Annotated in this window: 14 protein-coding genes; all 14 read right to left on the bottom strand. The window is 35.2% G+C overall.

Translation table 11 applies throughout. The features are described from left to right. Positions 1-99 precede the first annotated feature (99 nt). Positions 100-3,207 carry a cellulose binding domain-containing protein gene (locus C8E03_RS00750; protein ID WP_110290004.1) on the bottom strand — a complete coding sequence of 1,036 codons (3,108 nt, stop codon included), beginning with the start codon at positions 3,205-3,207 and terminating at the stop codon, positions 100-102. 385 nt (positions 3,208-3,592) lie between these two features. Then, positions 3,593-3,748, bottom strand: a complete 156-nt coding sequence (locus C8E03_RS21820; protein WP_170122848.1) for a hypothetical protein — start codon at positions 3,746-3,748, stop codon at positions 3,593-3,595. 146 nt (positions 3,749-3,894) lie between these two features. After that, positions 3,895-5,301 carry a sensor histidine kinase gene (locus C8E03_RS00745; protein WP_170122847.1) on the bottom strand — a complete coding sequence of 469 codons (1,407 nt, stop codon included), beginning with the start codon at positions 5,299-5,301 and terminating at the stop codon, positions 3,895-3,897. A 34-nt stretch (positions 5,302-5,335) separates the two neighbouring features. Continuing rightward, the gene (locus C8E03_RS00740; RefSeq protein WP_110290002.1) at positions 5,336-6,043 is read right to left on the bottom strand and encodes a response regulator transcription factor; all 708 of its coding nucleotides are present in this window, start codon (positions 6,041-6,043) and stop codon (positions 5,336-5,338) included. Positions 6,044-6,121: 78 nt separating this feature from the next. Further along, the gene (locus C8E03_RS00735; protein ID WP_110290001.1) at positions 6,122-7,546 is read right to left on the bottom strand and encodes an urease accessory protein UreH domain-containing protein; all 1,425 of its coding nucleotides are present in this window, start codon (positions 7,544-7,546) and stop codon (positions 6,122-6,124) included. Positions 7,547-7,826: 280 nt separating this feature from the next. Continuing rightward, positions 7,827-8,852, bottom strand: coding sequence for an alpha-hydroxy-acid oxidizing protein (locus C8E03_RS00730; RefSeq protein WP_110290000.1), 1,026 nt, complete (start codon positions 8,850-8,852; stop codon positions 7,827-7,829). A gap of 433 nt (positions 8,853-9,285) precedes the next feature. Then, positions 9,286-10,044 (bottom strand): N-acetyltransferase, encoded by a 759-nt coding sequence (locus tag C8E03_RS00725; RefSeq protein WP_110289999.1) that lies wholly within the window; start codon positions 10,042-10,044, stop codon positions 9,286-9,288. A gap of 166 nt (positions 10,045-10,210) precedes the next feature. Next, positions 10,211-11,950 carry an adenine deaminase gene (ade, locus tag C8E03_RS00720; RefSeq protein WP_110289998.1) on the bottom strand — a complete coding sequence of 580 codons (1,740 nt, stop codon included), beginning with the start codon at positions 11,948-11,950 and terminating at the stop codon, positions 10,211-10,213. Positions 11,951-12,102: 152 nt separating this feature from the next. After that, positions 12,103-13,347: a [Fe-Fe] hydrogenase large subunit C-terminal domain-containing protein gene (locus C8E03_RS00715; RefSeq protein ID WP_110289997.1), complete on the bottom strand. Its 1,245-nt coding sequence runs from the start codon at positions 13,345-13,347 to the stop codon at positions 12,103-12,105. 356 nt (positions 13,348-13,703) lie between these two features. Continuing rightward, complete coding sequence (locus C8E03_RS00710; RefSeq protein ID WP_110289996.1) at positions 13,704-14,684, bottom strand: non-reducing end alpha-L-arabinofuranosidase family hydrolase; 981 nt, start codon at positions 14,682-14,684, stop codon at positions 13,704-13,706. Positions 14,685-15,041: 357 nt separating this feature from the next. Beyond that, the gene (gene ahpC / locus C8E03_RS00705; RefSeq protein WP_110289995.1) at positions 15,042-15,605 is read right to left on the bottom strand and encodes an alkyl hydroperoxide reductase subunit C; all 564 of its coding nucleotides are present in this window, start codon (positions 15,603-15,605) and stop codon (positions 15,042-15,044) included. A gap of 103 nt (positions 15,606-15,708) precedes the next feature. Continuing rightward, positions 15,709-16,608 carry a class II fructose-1,6-bisphosphate aldolase gene (gene fba, locus C8E03_RS00700; protein WP_110289994.1) on the bottom strand — a complete coding sequence of 300 codons (900 nt, stop codon included), beginning with the start codon at positions 16,606-16,608 and terminating at the stop codon, positions 15,709-15,711. A 35-nt stretch (positions 16,609-16,643) separates the two neighbouring features. Then, positions 16,644-17,423 carry a GolD/DthD family dehydrogenase gene (locus tag C8E03_RS00695; RefSeq protein WP_110289993.1) on the bottom strand — a complete coding sequence of 260 codons (780 nt, stop codon included), beginning with the start codon at positions 17,421-17,423 and terminating at the stop codon, positions 16,644-16,646. A gap of 17 nt (positions 17,424-17,440) precedes the next feature. After that, entirely contained in the window at positions 17,441-18,460 is a 1,020-nt protein-coding gene (locus tag C8E03_RS00690; RefSeq protein WP_170122846.1) for a zinc-dependent alcohol dehydrogenase, read from the bottom strand. Between the last annotated feature and the right edge of the window lie 74 nt (positions 18,461-18,534).

The following is an 18,534-nucleotide window of genomic DNA, read 5'->3' as shown; positions in this document are numbered from 1 at the left end:
TGAAGAAATTGTATCATATATATTCAAGATGAACAAGTAATGTTTAGATAGAAATCCAGCCATACACAATTATGTGTATGGCTGGCAAAATTTTTACTATTATTTTTTTGTAATATTATTTAAAATGAAATTGGTAGGTTCACATGCTTCTTCACGAGAAGACACCGTAAATCCGATAATGATCGCCTGTCCTGGTTCAATATTTTGTTTAAATTCCTCATTTTCCAGAACATAGTGTCCATCCTCTGAGCTTACTAGCTTAGCTCCCCAGACATCATCAATTTTATCCGTAAAATCAAATTCCACTCTCCAATCCTCTATCGTCTCTTCTGTCTTATTAGTTAAAATAACGGAAGCATTATAGCCAGTCGTCCAGTCAGAATCTATCTGATATGTCGCCTGGTATGAATTTATATCTGATGAAGTCAGTTGATTTAACAGATAAAAATATGTGGGTATGTTAATCTTATCCGTAAACGTAGACATGTAAACAAACGATACTGTTTCTCCTGGTTTAATATCCTGATTGTATTTTGCATTTCTTATAACTGTACCGTCCTTGTTCTCATCAATAATACCGTCCCAGATTTTATCAATTTTATCTGTTGAGTCAAATGCTAAAATCCAGTCATGAATTGTCTCATCTGTTTTATTTTTTATAGATGTATTCACATGGTATATATTATCGTATTGATCTGTAATCTCGTATTTCACTTCCATAATATCTGAATTGTATACGTAAGAAGTATCACTTATTTTTTCCATCGTGCCATGACCTAAATAATTTCCTGAACTAAAATCATAGTCCACTATTCCATCGTTATTTTCATCAATATGAAGTGCCATATCAGACTGGTCTGAACCTGTTGTAATAACTGTATCCTCTGTAATAGGTAAATCAGTAAATTTATATTCATTTACCAGTTGATCCTCGCTGTCAAAGTATCTTATGGAATAGTCCATCGTACCCTTGCCGGTTCCATTCATTATGATATTGTAATCAGCAGCATCATCCAGACAAAGCATCTTAATGTCGCCATTTTCACCGATTAAGTCCAATACTCCATATGATGTCTGATTTTGAATATCATTTGAATCAGAGCTTAATGTTTCTCCATTCTTTGTAATATTCACATCTACAGGGCAGGCAATTCGAATAACAAGATGTCCTTTAGGTTTTACTGGATCATTAGCTACTTTACTGCTTCCCGTACTTAAAATATCTAAAATCCAATCAAAAGCTTTCACACTATTTTCGTCAGATGTATTTTTTGCTATTAATCCTGTATGAGATGTTGAAAAATAGGAAACTCGTCCATTAGGGAGGGATTCTAACTGTTTTATCATTGTGCTGGAATCATATGGTACTATGCCATCACCCTTTGTCTCATATACCAAATCATCTACTGAAAGAGAAGACAACGTAGTTGCGCTATTAAATACAATACCAGAAATCGTTTTCTGATTTATTCCGATTGCAAAATAGGAATCATCTAAATCAGCAAGGGCATCATATCCTGCATCATTTTTTATATCCTTATAAAAGGATAATGCTTTATCATAATTATCATTAAAAATAATACGATTAATCGCATGATATGAATCCAAATCTAGCGAATTGAAAATCTTGTTCCACTTTAAGAATCCAACTCGTTCTAGTTTTCCTGAATACTGGGTAAATAAAGTATCATTAGCTTTAAAATAGGACTCTGTTGGAGCCAGCTCCGCAAATGCGGGGAACGAAGCTTTACATGATTTTGTAAGTCCACCCAAAGACACCAATGCTAGATCTGCCAAAAAATTGTCTAATACCTGATAGGTCAGGACACTGGTTTGCCATTTTGGAGCACCTTCAAAAGGTGTACCTGCAGTTATGACTTTTCGAATCTTTTCAGAACCATAGTTTTTTACATAGCTTGATGTAACAAGACCACCCATACTGTGAGCTACAATATCCACCTGCTTAAATTCAGGATTATCGGCCAATATATCACTTATGTACTGGGAGAGTCCCTTGGCACTGTCTGTATTGCCATATCTAAAATCATAAGAATAAAAATATACGTTTCTTATATGATTTCCTTTTGTATCCGTAAATTTATCAATAATACCATCAACAAGATTTTTATACAAGGAAGTTGCACCATATTCACGGCTTCCTTCGCTTAATAACGCTTGATTAACCGGTGTAGCCTGTCCATTGGCATCATAATCGTAGTTATGTACATTTAATACCTTGTTTATTGACAAATAGTCATCTAAACGAAACAAGGGATTTATTACCTGTAGTAAAGATGGATCCCATACTTTCTCTGTATCAGAATACAACTGGCTTCCCATTTCCCCCGGAACAATAATAATTGGACAGTCAGTTTCTGGCTTTGTAATTTCTTCCGCAATATCCCCGAACGTAAACTCCAACTCATCCGCATTCGTTACCTGATAATAACCCTTATTTTGTATGTCTGATAAAAACTGTTTTACAAAGGGAAGATAACTGCTGCTGATGGAATGGAAGAATCCTAGCGCATATACATTATAATTATCCTGTAAATTATCAACATAATATTTGTAAGCATAGTTTGCATATGGGTAACTATATTTTGGCCCTATCGAATTATACTTACCATTTGCCTGTGATAAACCGGATTGTGGCAAACCATCGGTCAAAATAAGCATATTTTTTATTGCATCCGCGCTACTATAACTATCCATTATCGATTTTGCAGCAATTAATGCGCTTGTTATGTTTGTACCTCCAGAAGCCCCAATTGATTCGATAAAGGTAGTTAATTGTGATAAATCACTTGAAAAATTCATTCTTCCTTTAACATCTGATCCATATACAACGATGGCAACCCTATTCGCTCCGCTTGCCTCTAAGACAGTATTACAAAATTTCACAGCTGCGCTTTTCATCGTACTGACTGGTGTTCCATTCATACTGCCCGATGCATCCAAAATCAAAACTGTGTCACGTATTGTATCAGATTCTATATCAGATGATGCAGTTTGTGCAGCTATACTATCATCATCAAATCCGATATTTTCGCATTCGTATTCCTCTTCTCCTAATAGAGCTTCCAGATCTTCTTCTGCTTCTTCTGTTTTTGCATGAACCACTGAATCATTATTTGTCAAACTAAAAGACAATAGCAATGATAACGTAAGAATAAAACTAATAATTTTCTTCATTCCTTTTTTCATTATTATTCCCCTTCCTCATAATTGATAAGTCCACTTTTTCCATTATAAGCAATTTCATTTCATCTTTCGAGTACACCAATTTCACCTCCTTGCTTATTTTCATTTTTACAGCTTTTTGGATTGATTAATGTAAAACAACTGCCTATAATTTATTATATTGTCTCACTATATAGACGGATTGTCAATAGATTTTGTGCAATTTTACTAATATTTTCAATCAAGATGACAATATAATTGTATATATTCCCTAATATTATCTATTTCGACAAGGTCTATCCTATGAAATAATAAGAGCTTATTCAAGATACTTTTCATAAAGCTCTTGAATAAGCTCAAACGATTTATCATTATTATACTTCGCGATTTCTTAACAGAAACATAAAAGTTAGCGATTTTGATTTATCTTAGAAATTCCTTCCTGCCTTACATTATGGGTCTGATTTTGGTTCTCAGGCGTACTCTTTTGCGTTACACTGTTAAATTTATCGTGCTCTTTCTGTTTTTCATTTATTTCATTTTGCATATTATGATTGTTTTCCATCTTTTCTACCTCCAATATCTCATTTTGGTTATATTCATGTGACATTAATAATATGCTCTTTTTTGACCAAATTATGTGCAAATCGCAAAATGCCTGTAAAAAGAAACGCAAAATAAGTCAATCCTTATACTTTGCGTTTCAATACATCATTCACTATAATCACTCTCAATTGGCAGAATAATAGTAAATTTACTGCCCCGTCCCAACACACTTGATACGCTTATCTCGCCTCCATGCGCAGTAACAATCGCTTTAACCACAGATAATCCTATTCCAGAACCGCCCGTGTCACGGTTTCTTGATTGATCCGCCCGATATAAATGTTCAAAAATATTAGGAACATGCTCTTTTGAAATTCCAATACCCGTATCCTCAATCGAAAGGAAAGCATTTTGTTCTTTCATTCCTACCGCTATGCTAATTTTCCCACCATAATTTGTATATTTAATTGCGTTTGTTAGCAAATTAATAATTACCTGAATGATTTTATCCTTGTCTGCTTTGACATTAAACTGATTGAAATTTGTTTCAATCTGAATATTTTTTTCCTGAGCAGACTGCTGAAAATTCAGCAAAATCTCTTCTACAGTTTCAGACATACAAAACGTTGTTTTAGATAAAGCAAAGCCTTCGCTCTCTATTTCAACTAACTTATCAATATCTGCTATCATTCTGGTAAGTCTTAATATTTCTGTACGGCAACTATCTAATCGTTCCTTCGTAGGCTCCCATATTCCATCTATCATTGCTTCTAGATTGGATTGCAATGCGGCAAGGGGAGTTCGAAACTCATGAGCATAATCTCTTGCCATCCTTTTTTTTAGCATTTGCTGCTTCTCTAAGGTCTGTGCCAATGTATTTACGCTATGAATCAACTGGATTATTTCTTCTGTTCTTGATACCTCTGTAATACGGTCGGCATAATTGCCGATTTCGATTTGCTTTGTCTTATCAATCACCTTTTTAATCGGTCTGGCAATTCGATTTGCCATAAAAAAGCCCAGAATAATTGCAATAATAAAAAACAAAACGGCCACAATGATTAGAAACTGATTCAGTACCGTTAGAAATCGAACATCCTCCTCATTATAATAGAAAGGACCATAATAACCTAGCGTTACTGTAGCCACCTTTTTATCATTTTGCATGATATCATAACTTTTCTGAACGTATTCACCATTGAAATTAGGATAGACCCTTTGCATGTGAGACTTCATACTTTCAATCATATTATCACATAAACTACTGTTTAAAGTGCTCATACAAAATAATTCTTTTTCATTTTCATCACTTACCATTAAAATTACACCTTGTGATAGTGCTGTATTACCAATATTTTCAAGAATCGCCATGTTTGGAAGCGTTCCATCCTCGCCATATTGATTTCTTACTAAATTGACAAGATTTTCATTTCTTTTTTCCTGTGTATTAATGATATAATTTTGAAATTTAGATATCAAAAGATAATTGGATACACAAAAAAAAGAACCAATTAAAAAAACTGCCAGCAAAATATAGGACAGCGTAAGCTTTGTTTTAAGAGTTACTTTCATTTCTTTTCTCCCTTTTATCTTGTACTGCCTGGGCTTACAAAGAGCCGCCAAATTTATAACCAATTCCCCAAACGGTAAGAATATAAACCGGATTCGTTGTATCATCCTCTATTTTGCTTCGTAAATTTTTTACATGAGAATCGATAGTTCGTTCAAAGCCGTCAAAATCAATACCAAAGGCAGCCTCAATCAGTTCTTCTCTTGTAAAGGTTTTATTTGGATATTTAGTTAACGTACATAATATTTTAAATTCATTCGGAGTCAGATTAACCACCTCTCCAGCCTTTCTTACCGTATAGGTATTCAAATCCAGCTCTAAATCATCATAATTCCAGCTCATTGTTTGATATAGAGGAGTGCTTTTGTTATCTAGCCGTCTAAATAAGCTGTTGACTCTCGCCATCAATTCACGGGGACTAAATGGCTTAACAACATAATCGTCTGCACCAATATCAAAGCCGTTTATTTTCTCATTTTCTTCTACTTTAGCAGTCAACATAATAATTGGTACTCGAGATATTCTTCTTAATGCCTTGCAGACCTCTTCCCCTGATATCTTAGGAAGCATTAAGTCAAGAATGACTAAATCAGGATTTATTTTATAAAATAAATCAAGCGCTGATTCTCCATCGTAAGCTTGAAAGGCACCGTAACCGCTGTTTTCCAGATATGCCGCCACGACCTCTGCTATCTTCGTTTCATCATCAACAACCAGCACCGTCTTTTTTGCTTCATTCTTCATTATAACCCCTCCAATAAGTGTCTTTCCCTTATCTATAATCCTAATTCTATTGTACTTTATTTTACCACTTTTTATCCATTACCCACAGCAGCCAGATGGTAAGCCTGTATTATCAATATCGGTTTCACTGTTTGGATCGTATAATATATCCGGCTGGCTATCACCCGTCGTAACTGTAATGCTGCTTTTAATCATTCCCATCCAGCAGCTATACCCAAATTTTCCGCTTTCCGTTGGTGTAAATTGAATTACGTTTTCACCTTCTGATAGTTTTTGTCTAATATTATATTTAGGAATAATAATTTCATTGTTACAGCCGTTTAAACTTTGCTTATCGGCTTGAATAGTCCATACTACCGGAATTCCATCTTGTACAGTGATAGCCGGATAGCTTCCAGCTTCCAAAGTTGTATTAATTTCTTGTACGTCATCTTTCACCACACTTATATTTTCCTCTGAAACGGTACCGCTTGCAAGAGTTGTTTCCAGTGATAGCCCTGTAAATGCCACTCCACGGTTCATCATGACAAGTCCCAACAAAACTACAAGTGCAGCACTTACCTTTATCATATTTTTTGTAGATTTTGAGCTAAGCATGGAACCTAATACCCCAAAGGTAAACATAACAGGTACCGTTCCTAAGCTAAATAATAGCATAGATAATGCACCTGCCATAAAACTTCCTTTTCCCAGTGCATATAGCTGCATTGCCTGAAGCGGACCGCATGGCATAAATCCATTTAATAACCCAACTATAAAAGGACCTTTTCCCTTTTTTAATCCATTTACTTTTTTAACTAAACCCTTCGGTAAATGAGGATTTAATTTCCTTAGTCCTGGAAAGGCATTCAACATATTAAGTCCCATGATAATCATAAAAACACCTGCTAATATCGTTATAAGAGCACTTCCCATATTTGACATTTGAAATACAGAGCCAAGAGCTCCTACTAATCCACCAATTATGGTATAGGAAATCACTCTTCCTGCATGATACAAAAAGTTCGGTTTTAACTTAGCTAATTGATTATTCGCCGTATCCTTAGTTTCATATGATATGCAAAGAGACAGATTAATACCTCCGCACATAGCCACGCAATGAAGAGAGGATAAAAGTCCGACTACAAATAAAATACCATAACCCATATTCGCATTTACTTCGGGTATAAATGTAAAGCCTACGGTATTCTTTATAATGAAATAGCCGCTAAGCAAGATAATTCCAATTATAATAAATTGACGCTTCGATGCTTCCTTTATGCCTTCTGACCTTTGCTTTCGCTCCTCCCAAATTGAATATCCCATTTTTTCCAGTACATCCTTTATTTCATCCAAAGTTACCGATTCACTGTCAAATGTAATGAAAAGCTCACCGGTCCGATAACTGACTTGAACCTTATGTATTCCTTCAAGCTTTAATAGTCCGTTCTCAATCCTTGTTTCACAGCCACTACAAGATAGGCCTTCTACTTTAAATATTTTTTTTACTATCTTATCTTCCATAAGCGCCTCCAATCATTTCATCCATCCTTTCGATTGTTCCATCTCATTTTTTATTCATATCTCTTATCCTAAACTTTTTATATGGAGATTATATGGAGAAATTACTCTTCCTAATGCATTCTAGAGAAACCCACGCAAAGTGCTTTTCCTATAGTAGGAAATTTGGATGAATTTCTAAATGCAGCTATTCCTGAGAAAACCCTAGAAGATAATAGTATTTGTAATAATGAATGCTGTGTATTTATATCAATTTTTAATCCCTTGGGATTATGACATGGTGCTATCTAGCATATCTTACCATATCTGAAGTAATTTCCTTGATGCTATGAGCACCACACATTGCCATTGCATCTTCTAATTCACTTGCGATTTTTTCAATGTATATCTTAACGCCTTCCTCACTTCCACCATATAAAGCCGTAACAAATGGTCTTGCAATTAATATGCCATCAGCACCCATTGCCAATGCTTTAAATACATCAACGCCTGTTCGAATTCCTCCATCAACAAGGATTTTAATACCAGTTCCTTTCATAACGTCTACGATTTCAGGTAAAACCTCGGCTGTAGATGGGCATTGATCTAATACTCTTCCACCATGGTTTGATACTACAATCGCTGCTGCCCCTGCTTCTTTTGCTTTAATCGCACCTTTCACTGTAATAATGCCTTTTACAATAAATGGAATGGTACTATTATGAATGATGTCCTTTAATTCCATAATACTTTTACTGCCTGCTGGTGGTTCACAATTTTTTAGAAATGGAAGACCTGCTGCATCAATATCCATTGCCACGGCAAAAGCACCAGATTCTTTTACCATAAGCATTTTCTCCTGAATCACCTCTTTACTCCAAGGTTTTACCGTTGGCACTCCTATTCCATTCACTTCTTTAATCGCTTTTGTCGCACTTTTCATAACCTGTTCATTTGTGCCATCTCCTGTAAAAGCTGTAATTCCATTGTCTGCACATGCCTTTAGTAGTATTTGATTATAGCTTGAATCTTCATATGTCTCACCATAGTGAAGATTCACTGCACCAACTGGTCCTGCAAATACAGGCATACGAAACTTTTGTCCGAATAATTCTGTGGATGTATCTACCTTATCATTCTGACAAATAGTATCCATGTTAACTCGAATACTGCTCCATTTTTCATAGTTTCGTATCGCTGTATCTCCCACTCCTTTTGCTCCTGGTCCTGGAATTTTATTTGAACAGGCGACCCCATTACATATGTTACATGCCTTGCAATAGCTTCCTATTGTTTTTCTTGCTTCAACCAACAATTCTTGATAATTCATTCTTATTCTTTCCTTTCTTGTTCTTATAAATTTTCAATCAATACGTAATACCATTGTTACCTTACAACAGGCACTTTAAATCAATTATCGACTTTTATCTACCGTTTTACAGATATAAAAATTATATCATGTTCATAACTGTTTATAAATATTTTCATAAAAAAGAATACATTATTGAGAATGTCCCCAATAAGTAAGATCAAAAAATCTAACTTATCAATGATGACATCATTTCACAAATAATGTATTCTTTATTTATCATTTTAACAATCAACAGCTCGTTTCAAATAATAACCTGTATCAGAAACTATGAGAAATATATAAAATATTATCTTGTAAGCAAAATACCCGTGACTGGACTTACACCGCTGCTTTCAACTATTTGGGGCTTGACCAGTTTCGAACATTGGTTATAATAATCAATAATATTCTACTAATTTTCATTTACCTTTTCAATCATTTGTTCAAATTTCTTCTCTGAAAAAATTTCATTTGTTACAAAGTCACCGTTATAAAACATGCTATACGTTGTAAAAGGTGCCGGTGCCATCTTTGCCTGTTTGGCGCTATTTAAATGAATTGCCTCGAACTTTAATCCTTTATTCTTAGCTATGGCTTCAATTAAGGGAACATATTTGGCAATAAATGGGCATTGTGAAGAGTAATACAGCACAAAGCCTTCCTTATCGATATGAGGATTTTTTACATGCTTCATAAATTTTGGTGAATCTGAGTTTTTATCAAATTTCAAACATAATAATTCATAGTATGGCATTGCCGTATCCACTACCTCAAATCCCTTATATTTTAAGTATTTTGGATCACTTAGATATGGTCTTTTCTTGTCAGCGGATAGAATAACCAGTCCCTTTTTCCCCTGCTGTTTTGCATCCTCAATGCAAGTATTTAATAATTCGTTGGAATTTCCTTGACCCTTAAATTGACCGGATACCCAAAAACAATTAATGTAAATATAATTGTCAGCCTCAACCGGTGCCCATGCATATTCTGCCGGAATGTATTCAATGAAGCATTTCCCTCTTACATTTCCTTTTAAAAACACAAGTCCCTCTTTCAAACGTTCCTCAAGCCATTTCTTCTTTGAACTCACCTGTGAATCCTTATTATTAGCTATGGCACAGCAAATATGCTCCTGCTCTATGTTGTCTTTTGTTAACCTTACAAATTCCATAATACCTCCTCGTATTCCCCATAATCCACAACGGCTATGCATGCAGCATCTCATGATTGATATAGAATAACATATTAAACATGTCAACTGTATGTCATATTTATAATTTGAAGCAATTTTACATTGATTCAACTATTTCTTTTTCACTATTTGCTCAAAGTTGACCCTATTCTTTTGCTTCAACTGAAATAAAATTGAATTTGGTAACATCAAACAGTCCCATATCAGTAATCTTAATTTCAGGTATTACAGCAAGAGACATAAAACACAAAGTCATAACAGGCTCCACTTCTTTGCTGACTCCAAGCCTTGTACGAGCTATTTCATGTATTTGAGTCAGTCTTTCATTAACCCATTCTCCTGTTTGATCACTCATAATACCTCCTACCACCATAGGCATATGACAGATTATTTCTTTATCTTGAATCAGAATAATACCGCCGCTTTGTTCTACTAATTGTTCTACTGCAAATGCCATATCCTCATCATTGGTTCCTACTACGATAATATTATGAGAGTCATGTGCAATCGACAATGCGATTGCTCCTGCTTTTATTCCATAGCCCTTTAAAAGTGCAACAGAAACATTTCCAGTATTGTTGTGGCGCTCTACAACAGCAATTTTTACAATATCTTTCTCTGGCTGATAAACAAAACAACCTGCTTCATCCAAGGTAACTGTCTCCGTTTCTTTTTCAGTTACAACACCGCCCGGCAAAATATTGATTACATTAACACGATTTGAATTCAGTTGAAGCTTTAGCTTATCTATCGTAAAATTTCCAATTTTAAATCGACCTGCAACATTAGAAATATCAAAGCGTTCCACTTTTGGAAGATAGCAGCCCTCTCTTGCAATCTCTTTGCCTTGAATCCATACACGATTTGCACGAAAGTTTATCAAGTCTTCTATCATTACAATATCAGCCCGAAGTCCCGGTGCAATCGCGCCTCTGTCCTTTAACTCATAGCATTGTGCTGCATTGATAGTAGCCATCTGAATTGCCGTAATTGCATCAATGCCTTCCTCAACACAAATCTGTAGATGATTGTCGATATGTCCTAATTCCAAAATCGTCTTTGGCTGTCGATCATCAGAACATAGAAGACACCAACGGCTGTTTTCTTTGCTGACCCCTTTTAATAAGCTACGTAAATTATGGCAGGCGGAGCCTTCCCGTAAAAGGATATAAAGGCCACAGCGAATTCTTTCCTGCATTTCCTCTATCGTAGAACATTCATGGTCAGTACGGATTCTAGCGGCTGCATATGCATTCAACTTGTGTCCTGTTAAACCCGGACTATGGCCATCTACTATTTTGCCTTCATTTATTGCTACCAATAACTTATTAAGAACTTCCTCTTTAGCTTGTGTTACACCCGGATAATCCATAAATTCTCCAAGACCCAGAATATTATCATTTTTAATTGGTTCTATCATAGCTGTAGAATCAATGACAGCGCCAGAATTTTCAAATGGAGTAGCCGGTACACAAGATGGAAGCATATATTTTATATTAAGCTCGGTCTTTTTGGCTGCCTCCAACATATAATTCAAACCATCCATTCCGCAAACATTTACAATCTCATGTGGATCTGCAATGATAGTAGTTGTACCGTGAGGAACTAAAAGCCTTCCAATTTCTTCCGGTGTTACGTATGCAGATTCAATGTGAATATGTCCGTCAATAAATCCCGGGGAAACATAATTTCCTTTTGCATCAACTTCACGTTTTCCTCGATAATCTCCTATTCCGGCAATGTAGCCATCTACAATTGCAATAGCCTTTCCATCTATGATGGATGAATTATATACATCAACTATTTTGCAATTTTTAATTACTAAGTCAGCATCTTTTCTATTTGCTGCAACATCAATTATATTTTTCAATATCTTTTTGTCCATCGAAAGCTCCTTTGGGTTATCTTTATCGTATTTTCAAAATAATATAAGCCTAATTATAACCGATATGAGAATAAAAATAAATTGGTATTAATAAATAAAGCACCGGCTAAAACAAATATTGATTTATTCGGTACTTATTTCCTTTTATTTTATTAAAAATGTCTTGTGAATATATCTGAATTTTCCAAAAGACTTTCGATTGTGTCAAAACCCAGCCGATGCAATAATTCTATTACATAGGGATTTTCCACAGGATTTTGAAAAGGTGAATCTTCTCCATATTTATTTACCGCTTTCGTTCCTGCTTCCACACTTGTAATAGATCTTGGTCCTCCGACACATCCTCCCCTACACCCCATACCTTCATAAAAATTAGCATCTGATTTACCATCCAAAAGCTCATTTATCATAGCTTTACAAGCTGGCACCCCATCGGAGCGCTTCGTCTTTACGGTTATTTTACGATTCGGATTAATGCTTCTTACTGTGCTTTCAACTGCCTCACTGACCCCACCTGCTCTTGCATAGATTCTACCAGCTTTAGAGGAATGATCTTTATCGCTTTCTTCCAATTGCTCAGGATGAATTCCCAATGCATCAAAAATATTCTGAATTTCTTGAAATGTCAACACATAATCTACATCACCTGCTAAATCATGTTCTCTGGCTTCTGCTTTCTTTGCAAGACATGGGCCAATAAAAACAGTCATTGCTTGTGGATGCAATACCTTTATTGATCTGGCACATGCAATCATTGGTGATACAGCTCCTGGTACATGAGGCATCAATTCATGATATATCTTTTTAATCATTGCAATCCACATAGGACAGCAGCAACTGGTTAATTGAAAGTCGCTTTCTTCCTTTATATTTTTATCAAACTCTAGAGCTTCCTTTAAGGTTAAAATATCAGCAAATAGCGCAACCTCTACCATTCCATCAAAGCCTACCTGCTTCATTGCAGTTCTTAGTTTACCCGGTGTTACCTGCTCACTGAACTGACCTAAAAAGGCGGGTGCTATCATAGCGTAGACAAGTTCTTTAGAAGAGCGGACAGCTCTTAAAGCCGGTATAATATCAGTACTGGCCTTTAATTTTTCACTTGCGCAGCCATCAATGCATTCAGAACACCCCATACATAAATCCGGATTAATATCAATTCCACTTTTTGGCTTGATACTAATTGCATCAAAGGGACATCTTTTGATGCATTCACTTTGATTTTCACCGGTGCACTCACAGATTCCTGTCTGAATTACAATTGGATGTTTCATTGGGTTTAATAAACAGTCCAATTGATGGGGATCATATTCTTTCTCTGACTTTTCTATTTTCTCTATTTCATTGTTTAATGCTGCTTTAACAACATGTTCGTATAGCTCTTGAAAGGTTTTCATAGCAAAATCCTCCTATGTGAATAAATAATTTGATATCATTTCACTTTAAATTAGTAATCAACATTATTATACCACGCAATTTCTTTTTTAAGCTATACTCCAATATTTTGGTTAAATTTATATATAGAAAAAAGTGTCTGCTTTGCAGACACTCTCGCGCCCACGCGGGTTGCGTAGCAACAACTTTCTATCCACGTGGTGTGCCCCCAAGAGGGTTTCTATAATAGGAAATTCTCGGAATTTCCTATTATAGAACAAAGAGGACAAGTCCGCATCAGCGACATATGTATCATCCTATTTATTTCTATATTATTTATTCAAATGCAATATACCATATAGGTAAAGAACAGCTAATCTTATTTATAATTTTTGATCACACCAAGATCCCAAATTAGCTGTTGGTATTGTCCTGATAAGCTTGTAGTACCCTGAATTAGAAAATCTACTCGATTAATATTGTTAATTTCAAGCTTTTGGTTATAGCCTGAACGAATGATTTCCCCATGAGAAACATTAGTAGTCCACTTATCTGCGTTATATTTAAGATTTCCACGGTAAGCCCATTTCTCTGCAACTTGTGTCCATGGTCCTCCTGCACTTGATGATGTCCATAATTCATAATATCTGCCATCCTTTAAATCCTCAACGGTAAGATAATATTTTCCATCAGCAAGTGATTTGTAAACATTAGCCCCTTCAAAAGTGTTCTTTACTGCCACTGAAGCAGAACCCCATCCATATGGGAAGTTCTTCAATGCCGTCTTACGAACATACAAATTACCTGATCCGTCGCTTGGTGTATTATACATATAAGCATAAGAATCATCACAAATTATATAATAATCCCATCCCATGTTTCCTGAAATTCCAAATGATTTCGGTCCAGACCAAGAAGTAGGATCAGCAATGTTTTTTGTTGTTGCATAAGCAGCTCCATGAGTTCCATCCTGATATACAAGATACCATAAACCTTGTGGCTCATAGTAAAAAACTTCTGGTGCGCAAAAATAAGCTTCGCCAATTTTGCTTAAATATGTACGGTTAGCTGTTTTAAGTCCTGCTATAGTAGTTGCAGATGTATAAAGCATCTGCCAGCCTCCGCTTTTATTTGCTCCTGTGTAAAATACATGATATTTACCACCATAGTACACAATCGTAGGATCCTTTGCTGCATAATAATCATATGGATATGCTTGTCCATGATTAATTACAGTCGAATCTACATACCAAGTTGGATTGGCATTTGCTGCTGCTTTCGCATCAAGACTCATTGTCAACGGTAACATTAAAACTAAACCCAAAATAATTACAAACCCTTTTCTTATTAATTGCTTCATAATTAATCCTCCCATTTCATTTAAAGTTTATTCTTAATCTCTTATCCAACATTATTCTCAATATTCATTCATCAGTCAATACGTATATGTTTGCTTTATAAATAATATAAGACAAAATAAATAGGATGATGCGTATATCGCAGATACAACAAATTAGGCACATCAGTTTTTTGTTTTATATTATTAATTGTCAAGGAGCAAAATTTTTACTTATTAGCATTATTTCGTCTATTGTTATAGTGTTGTTACTATTATATATGAAAATTACAAAAATTGATACTATAATTTTACAAAAAAAGAGAATTTTACTAATTTTTTATAGTAAAATTCTCTTTTTATAGTAAATATTAATTTTTTCTATAGTATACCCACAAGCTCAAGACCCGGTTTCAAAGTTTTTGCTCCTGGCTTCCATTTTGCCGGGCACACTAAGTCCCCATTCTTTGCTACAAACTGTAATGCCTGTACTCTTCTAAAAAGCTCATCCGCATTTCTTCCTACATTCCCAGCGATCACTTCATATGCTACAATTTTTCCTTCAGGATTTATAATAAAGCTTCCTCTTTCTGCAATTCCCTCATTTTCAATCATAACCTCAAAATCTCTTGAAAGTTTTCCGGTTGGATCAGCAAGCATTGGATAATTTATTTTTCGAATCGTTTCAGATGCATCATGCCAAGCCTTATGAACAAAATGCGTATCACAGGATATACTGTAAATCTCACAATCAATTTCTTTAAATTCCTCATACTTACTCGCCAAATCCTCTAATTCGGTCGGGCAAACAAAAGTAAAATCAGCCGGATAAAAAAAGAAAACGGCCCATTTACCTAAAACATCTTCTTTCTTTATCTGCTTAAATTCATTTTTAACAAATGCTTGTACAGCAAAATCCTCTATTTCTTTATTTATAAATGACATAAAAAACCTCCTTCTAATTTTAGTTAGTTTTAAATAACCTATAATCAGAATACTATTTTTTATGTAATATGTCAATAACGATAACGATAACTTTTATCGTTATCTAGATGATAAACTTTTTATTCATAATAAGTGCCTGCTTACAGACATATGCTTTTCCTTGGCTATTACAAATTTGCATCTTTTCTTTTACCAATTTTTTTACCTCTTCACGACCAGCGGCATTATACTTTTTGGGATCAATCAAAGTATTATCATTTTCAATTACTTTTCGCACTCCTTTTGTGAATGCTGCTCTCAATTCCGTAGCATAATTGACTTTGCAAATTCCTAATTCGATTGAATGGCGTACCATTTCATCCGGTATTCCAGACGCTCCATGTAAAACCAATGGTATAGTAACAGCCATTTGTATTTCCTTTAGGCGTTCAAAATCAAGCTTTGGGATTCCTTTGTAAAATCCATGTGCCGATCCTATTGCAATTGCCAATGATTGGATTCCTGATTTTTCAACAAATTCGACAGCTTGTTGCGGATTCGTATAAAGGATATCTTTTCCTGTAACTTCATGATTGTCTTCTTTGCCACCTACTGTTCCAAGTTCTGCTTCAACTTCGACACCAGCTTTGGCACTAAATTGCACTACGCTTTTACTCAATTCAATATTTTCTTCATACGCAAGCTTTGATCCATCAATCATAACCGATGTATAGCCAGCTTCAACAGCTTCTTTGCATAATTGAAAACTGTTTCCATGATCTAAATGCAAAACAATAGGAACTGTTGCATTTTCGGCTTCTGCTGATACCATATTGTAATACATCTTAAGACCTGCATAAGACACAGATGAGGGTGTTGTCTGTATAATCACAGGTGATTGCAATTCTTCTGCAGCTTCTATAATTGCTTGTACCATCTCCATATTTTCTGCGTTAAACGCACCAACCGCAAAGTTACCTTCCTGTGCCTTTTTCAATATTGTTTTAGAACTAGCTAATTTCATAATACTCCTTCACTAATATTCATTTTAACTTTGTATTATACGATTGTATATCCACCATCAATTACTAAATTAGCACCATTAAATAAACTAGCTGCATCACTGGCCAGATAAACAGCACAGGCAGCTACTTCTTCAGGGTATCCAAACCTACGAGAAGGTATCGTTTGTCTAAACTCGTCACCTTTTTCATTATTCCAGTTCATCTCACCCATCTGTGTAAGTATAATCGTAGGGGAAATTGCATTAACACGGATGTTATACTTTCCCCATTCCGCAGCAAGCTGTTTTGTCATTTGTATGATTCCTGCTTTCGCTGTTCCATATGCCAAATGACGTTCTAACGCCACAACACCCGCTTGTGAAGCTATATTTATAATGCAGCCGCCTTGATTTTCAATCATTGTTTTTCCTACCGCCAATGCCATTCTTGCGCTTCCTGTTAAATTAACCGCTAATGTTAAGTCCCATACTTTTTCTGTACTTTCCGATGCCATTTCCAAAAATCCAACTCCTGCACAATTGATCAATATATCAATTGTTTTAAACTTATTTATGGCACTATTCACTAAATTTTCAATATCGCTTGTCTTAGTGATATCACCTTCCATTGAAAGATAATATCTTCCCTGGTCTTTTACATATTGTTCAAGCTCTTTTGATTTTTTCAAATCAAAACTAACAATATTTGCTCCTTTTCTTGCAAACATTTTTGCTATTTCAAATCCTATTCCATTTGTTGCACCTGTTATGATTGCTGTTTTATTTGCCAATGAAAAATTCTCATCAAAATTTCTGTACTTGTTATTTACTATCATAGGCCTGACCTCACAGACTACATTTCTATTAATATTTTTAAACTCGTATCCTTATTCTGCTCAATATATTGAAACGCCTTTGCATAATCATCGAATTTAAAAGTTTTAGAAATTAATGGTTTCATGTTGATTTTTCCTGCTGCCATATAATCAATTGTGTCCTGAAAATCCTTATCGACATACATCAAAGAACCAATAATTCTAAATTCACGATCCTGTACCCATGCTAAATTAATTGACGGAGTCGAGCCAAATACTCCTACAATCACAATGTCATGACCTTTCTTTGAAAACTCAATTGCTTGATTTACCGTTTCACCTACACCAACACATTCAAAGAATATATCAGCACCTTCTTCGCCAAAAGCCTGCTCAATTGCGTCTTTCATAGAAACTTTTCCTGTATTTGCAACATGCGTAATCCCGCAGCTTTTCGCTACTTCTAATCGATAATCTGATAAGTCTGTTATCAGTACACTTTTTGCACCTTCTGCAATCGCGGCCTGTGCAGTTACATTTCCTATTGTACCAGCTCCCATAACAACAACATTCATATTTTTAACATTACCACTTCTCCTCACAGCATGAACGCCCACTGCCGCGGGTTCAACTGTTGCAGCAATTTCATCTGTCATTCCTTTGGGAATTTTCTTAATTAAAGCTGAATCAACATTAAAATACTCACACGCAGCACCGGGAGTTTGGCATCCAATTACTTCCAATGTATTACAGATATTGTATCTTCCGTCTTTACACGGCTCACATTCATGACAAAATTCCTGTGGCATAACCGTTACGAGATCACCAATTTCAATATCCTTAACTTCTGAACCAACTTCAATCACCTCTCCTGCCATTTCATGTCCTAAACGGATTGGAAAAGACATGAATGGATGCTCTCCATAATATGCATGAATATCTGACCCACAAATACCAATTTTTTTAACTTTCATTAAGATTTCATTTGCTTTCATTATTGGTTTTTCTATTTCACTAAATTCAATTGTCTTTGGATGTGTTAAAATTGCCTGTTTCATTTTCATTCCTCCATGTTATTGTATGTATTCCCAGCATATGCCGGAAATACATACCAAAATATATAACAATAATT

The organism is Lachnotalea glycerini (genome assembly GCF_003201285.1).
GTDB lineage: Bacteria > Bacillota > Clostridia > Lachnospirales > Lachnospiraceae > Lachnotalea > Lachnotalea glycerini.
Note: the sequence above shows the minus strand (reverse complement) of the source record. Positions and strands in the feature narration are given on the sequence as shown.

Excerpts from the sequence above, each read along its gene's own strand:
- C8E03_RS00750 (WP_110290004.1), bottom strand. The coding sequence starts at position 3,207 with ATGAAAAAAGGAATGAAGAAAATTATTAGTTTTATTCTTACGTTATCA.
- C8E03_RS21820 (WP_170122848.1), bottom strand. The coding sequence starts at position 3,748 with ATGGAAAACAATCATAATATGCAAAATGAAATAAATGAAAAACAGAAA.
- C8E03_RS00745 (WP_170122847.1), bottom strand. The coding sequence starts at position 5,301 with ATGAAAGTAACTCTTAAAACAAAGCTTACGCTGTCCTATATTTTGCTG.
- C8E03_RS00740 (WP_110290002.1), bottom strand. The coding sequence starts at position 6,043 with ATGAAGAATGAAGCAAAAAAGACGGTGCTGGTTGTTGATGATGAAACG.
- C8E03_RS00735 (WP_110290001.1), bottom strand. The coding sequence starts at position 7,546 with ATGGAAGATAAGATAGTAAAAAAAATATTTAAAGTAGAAGGCCTATCT.
- C8E03_RS00730 (WP_110290000.1), bottom strand. The coding sequence starts at position 8,852 with ATGAATTATCAAGAATTGTTGGTTGAAGCAAGAAAAACAATAGGAAGC.
- C8E03_RS00725 (WP_110289999.1), bottom strand. The coding sequence starts at position 10,044 with ATGGAATTTGTAAGGTTAACAAAAGACAACATAGAGCAGGAGCATATT.
- ade (WP_110289998.1), bottom strand. The coding sequence starts at position 11,950 with ATGGACAAAAAGATATTGAAAAATATAATTGATGTTGCAGCAAATAGA.
- C8E03_RS00715 (WP_110289997.1), bottom strand. The coding sequence starts at position 13,347 with ATGAAAACCTTTCAAGAGCTATACGAACATGTTGTTAAAGCAGCATTA.
- C8E03_RS00710 (WP_110289996.1), bottom strand. The coding sequence starts at position 14,684 with ATGAAGCAATTAATAAGAAAAGGGTTTGTAATTATTTTGGGTTTAGTT.
- ahpC (WP_110289995.1), bottom strand. The coding sequence starts at position 15,605 with ATGTCATTTATAAATAAAGAAATAGAGGATTTTGCTGTACAAGCATTT.
- fba (WP_110289994.1), bottom strand. The coding sequence starts at position 16,608 with ATGAAATTAGCTAGTTCTAAAACAATATTGAAAAAGGCACAGGAAGGT.
- C8E03_RS00695 (WP_110289993.1), bottom strand. The coding sequence starts at position 17,423 with ATGATAGTAAATAACAAGTACAGAAATTTTGATGAGAATTTTTCATTG.
- C8E03_RS00690 (WP_170122846.1), bottom strand. The coding sequence starts at position 18,460 with ATGAAACAGGCAATTTTAACACATCCAAAGACAATTGAATTTAGTGAA.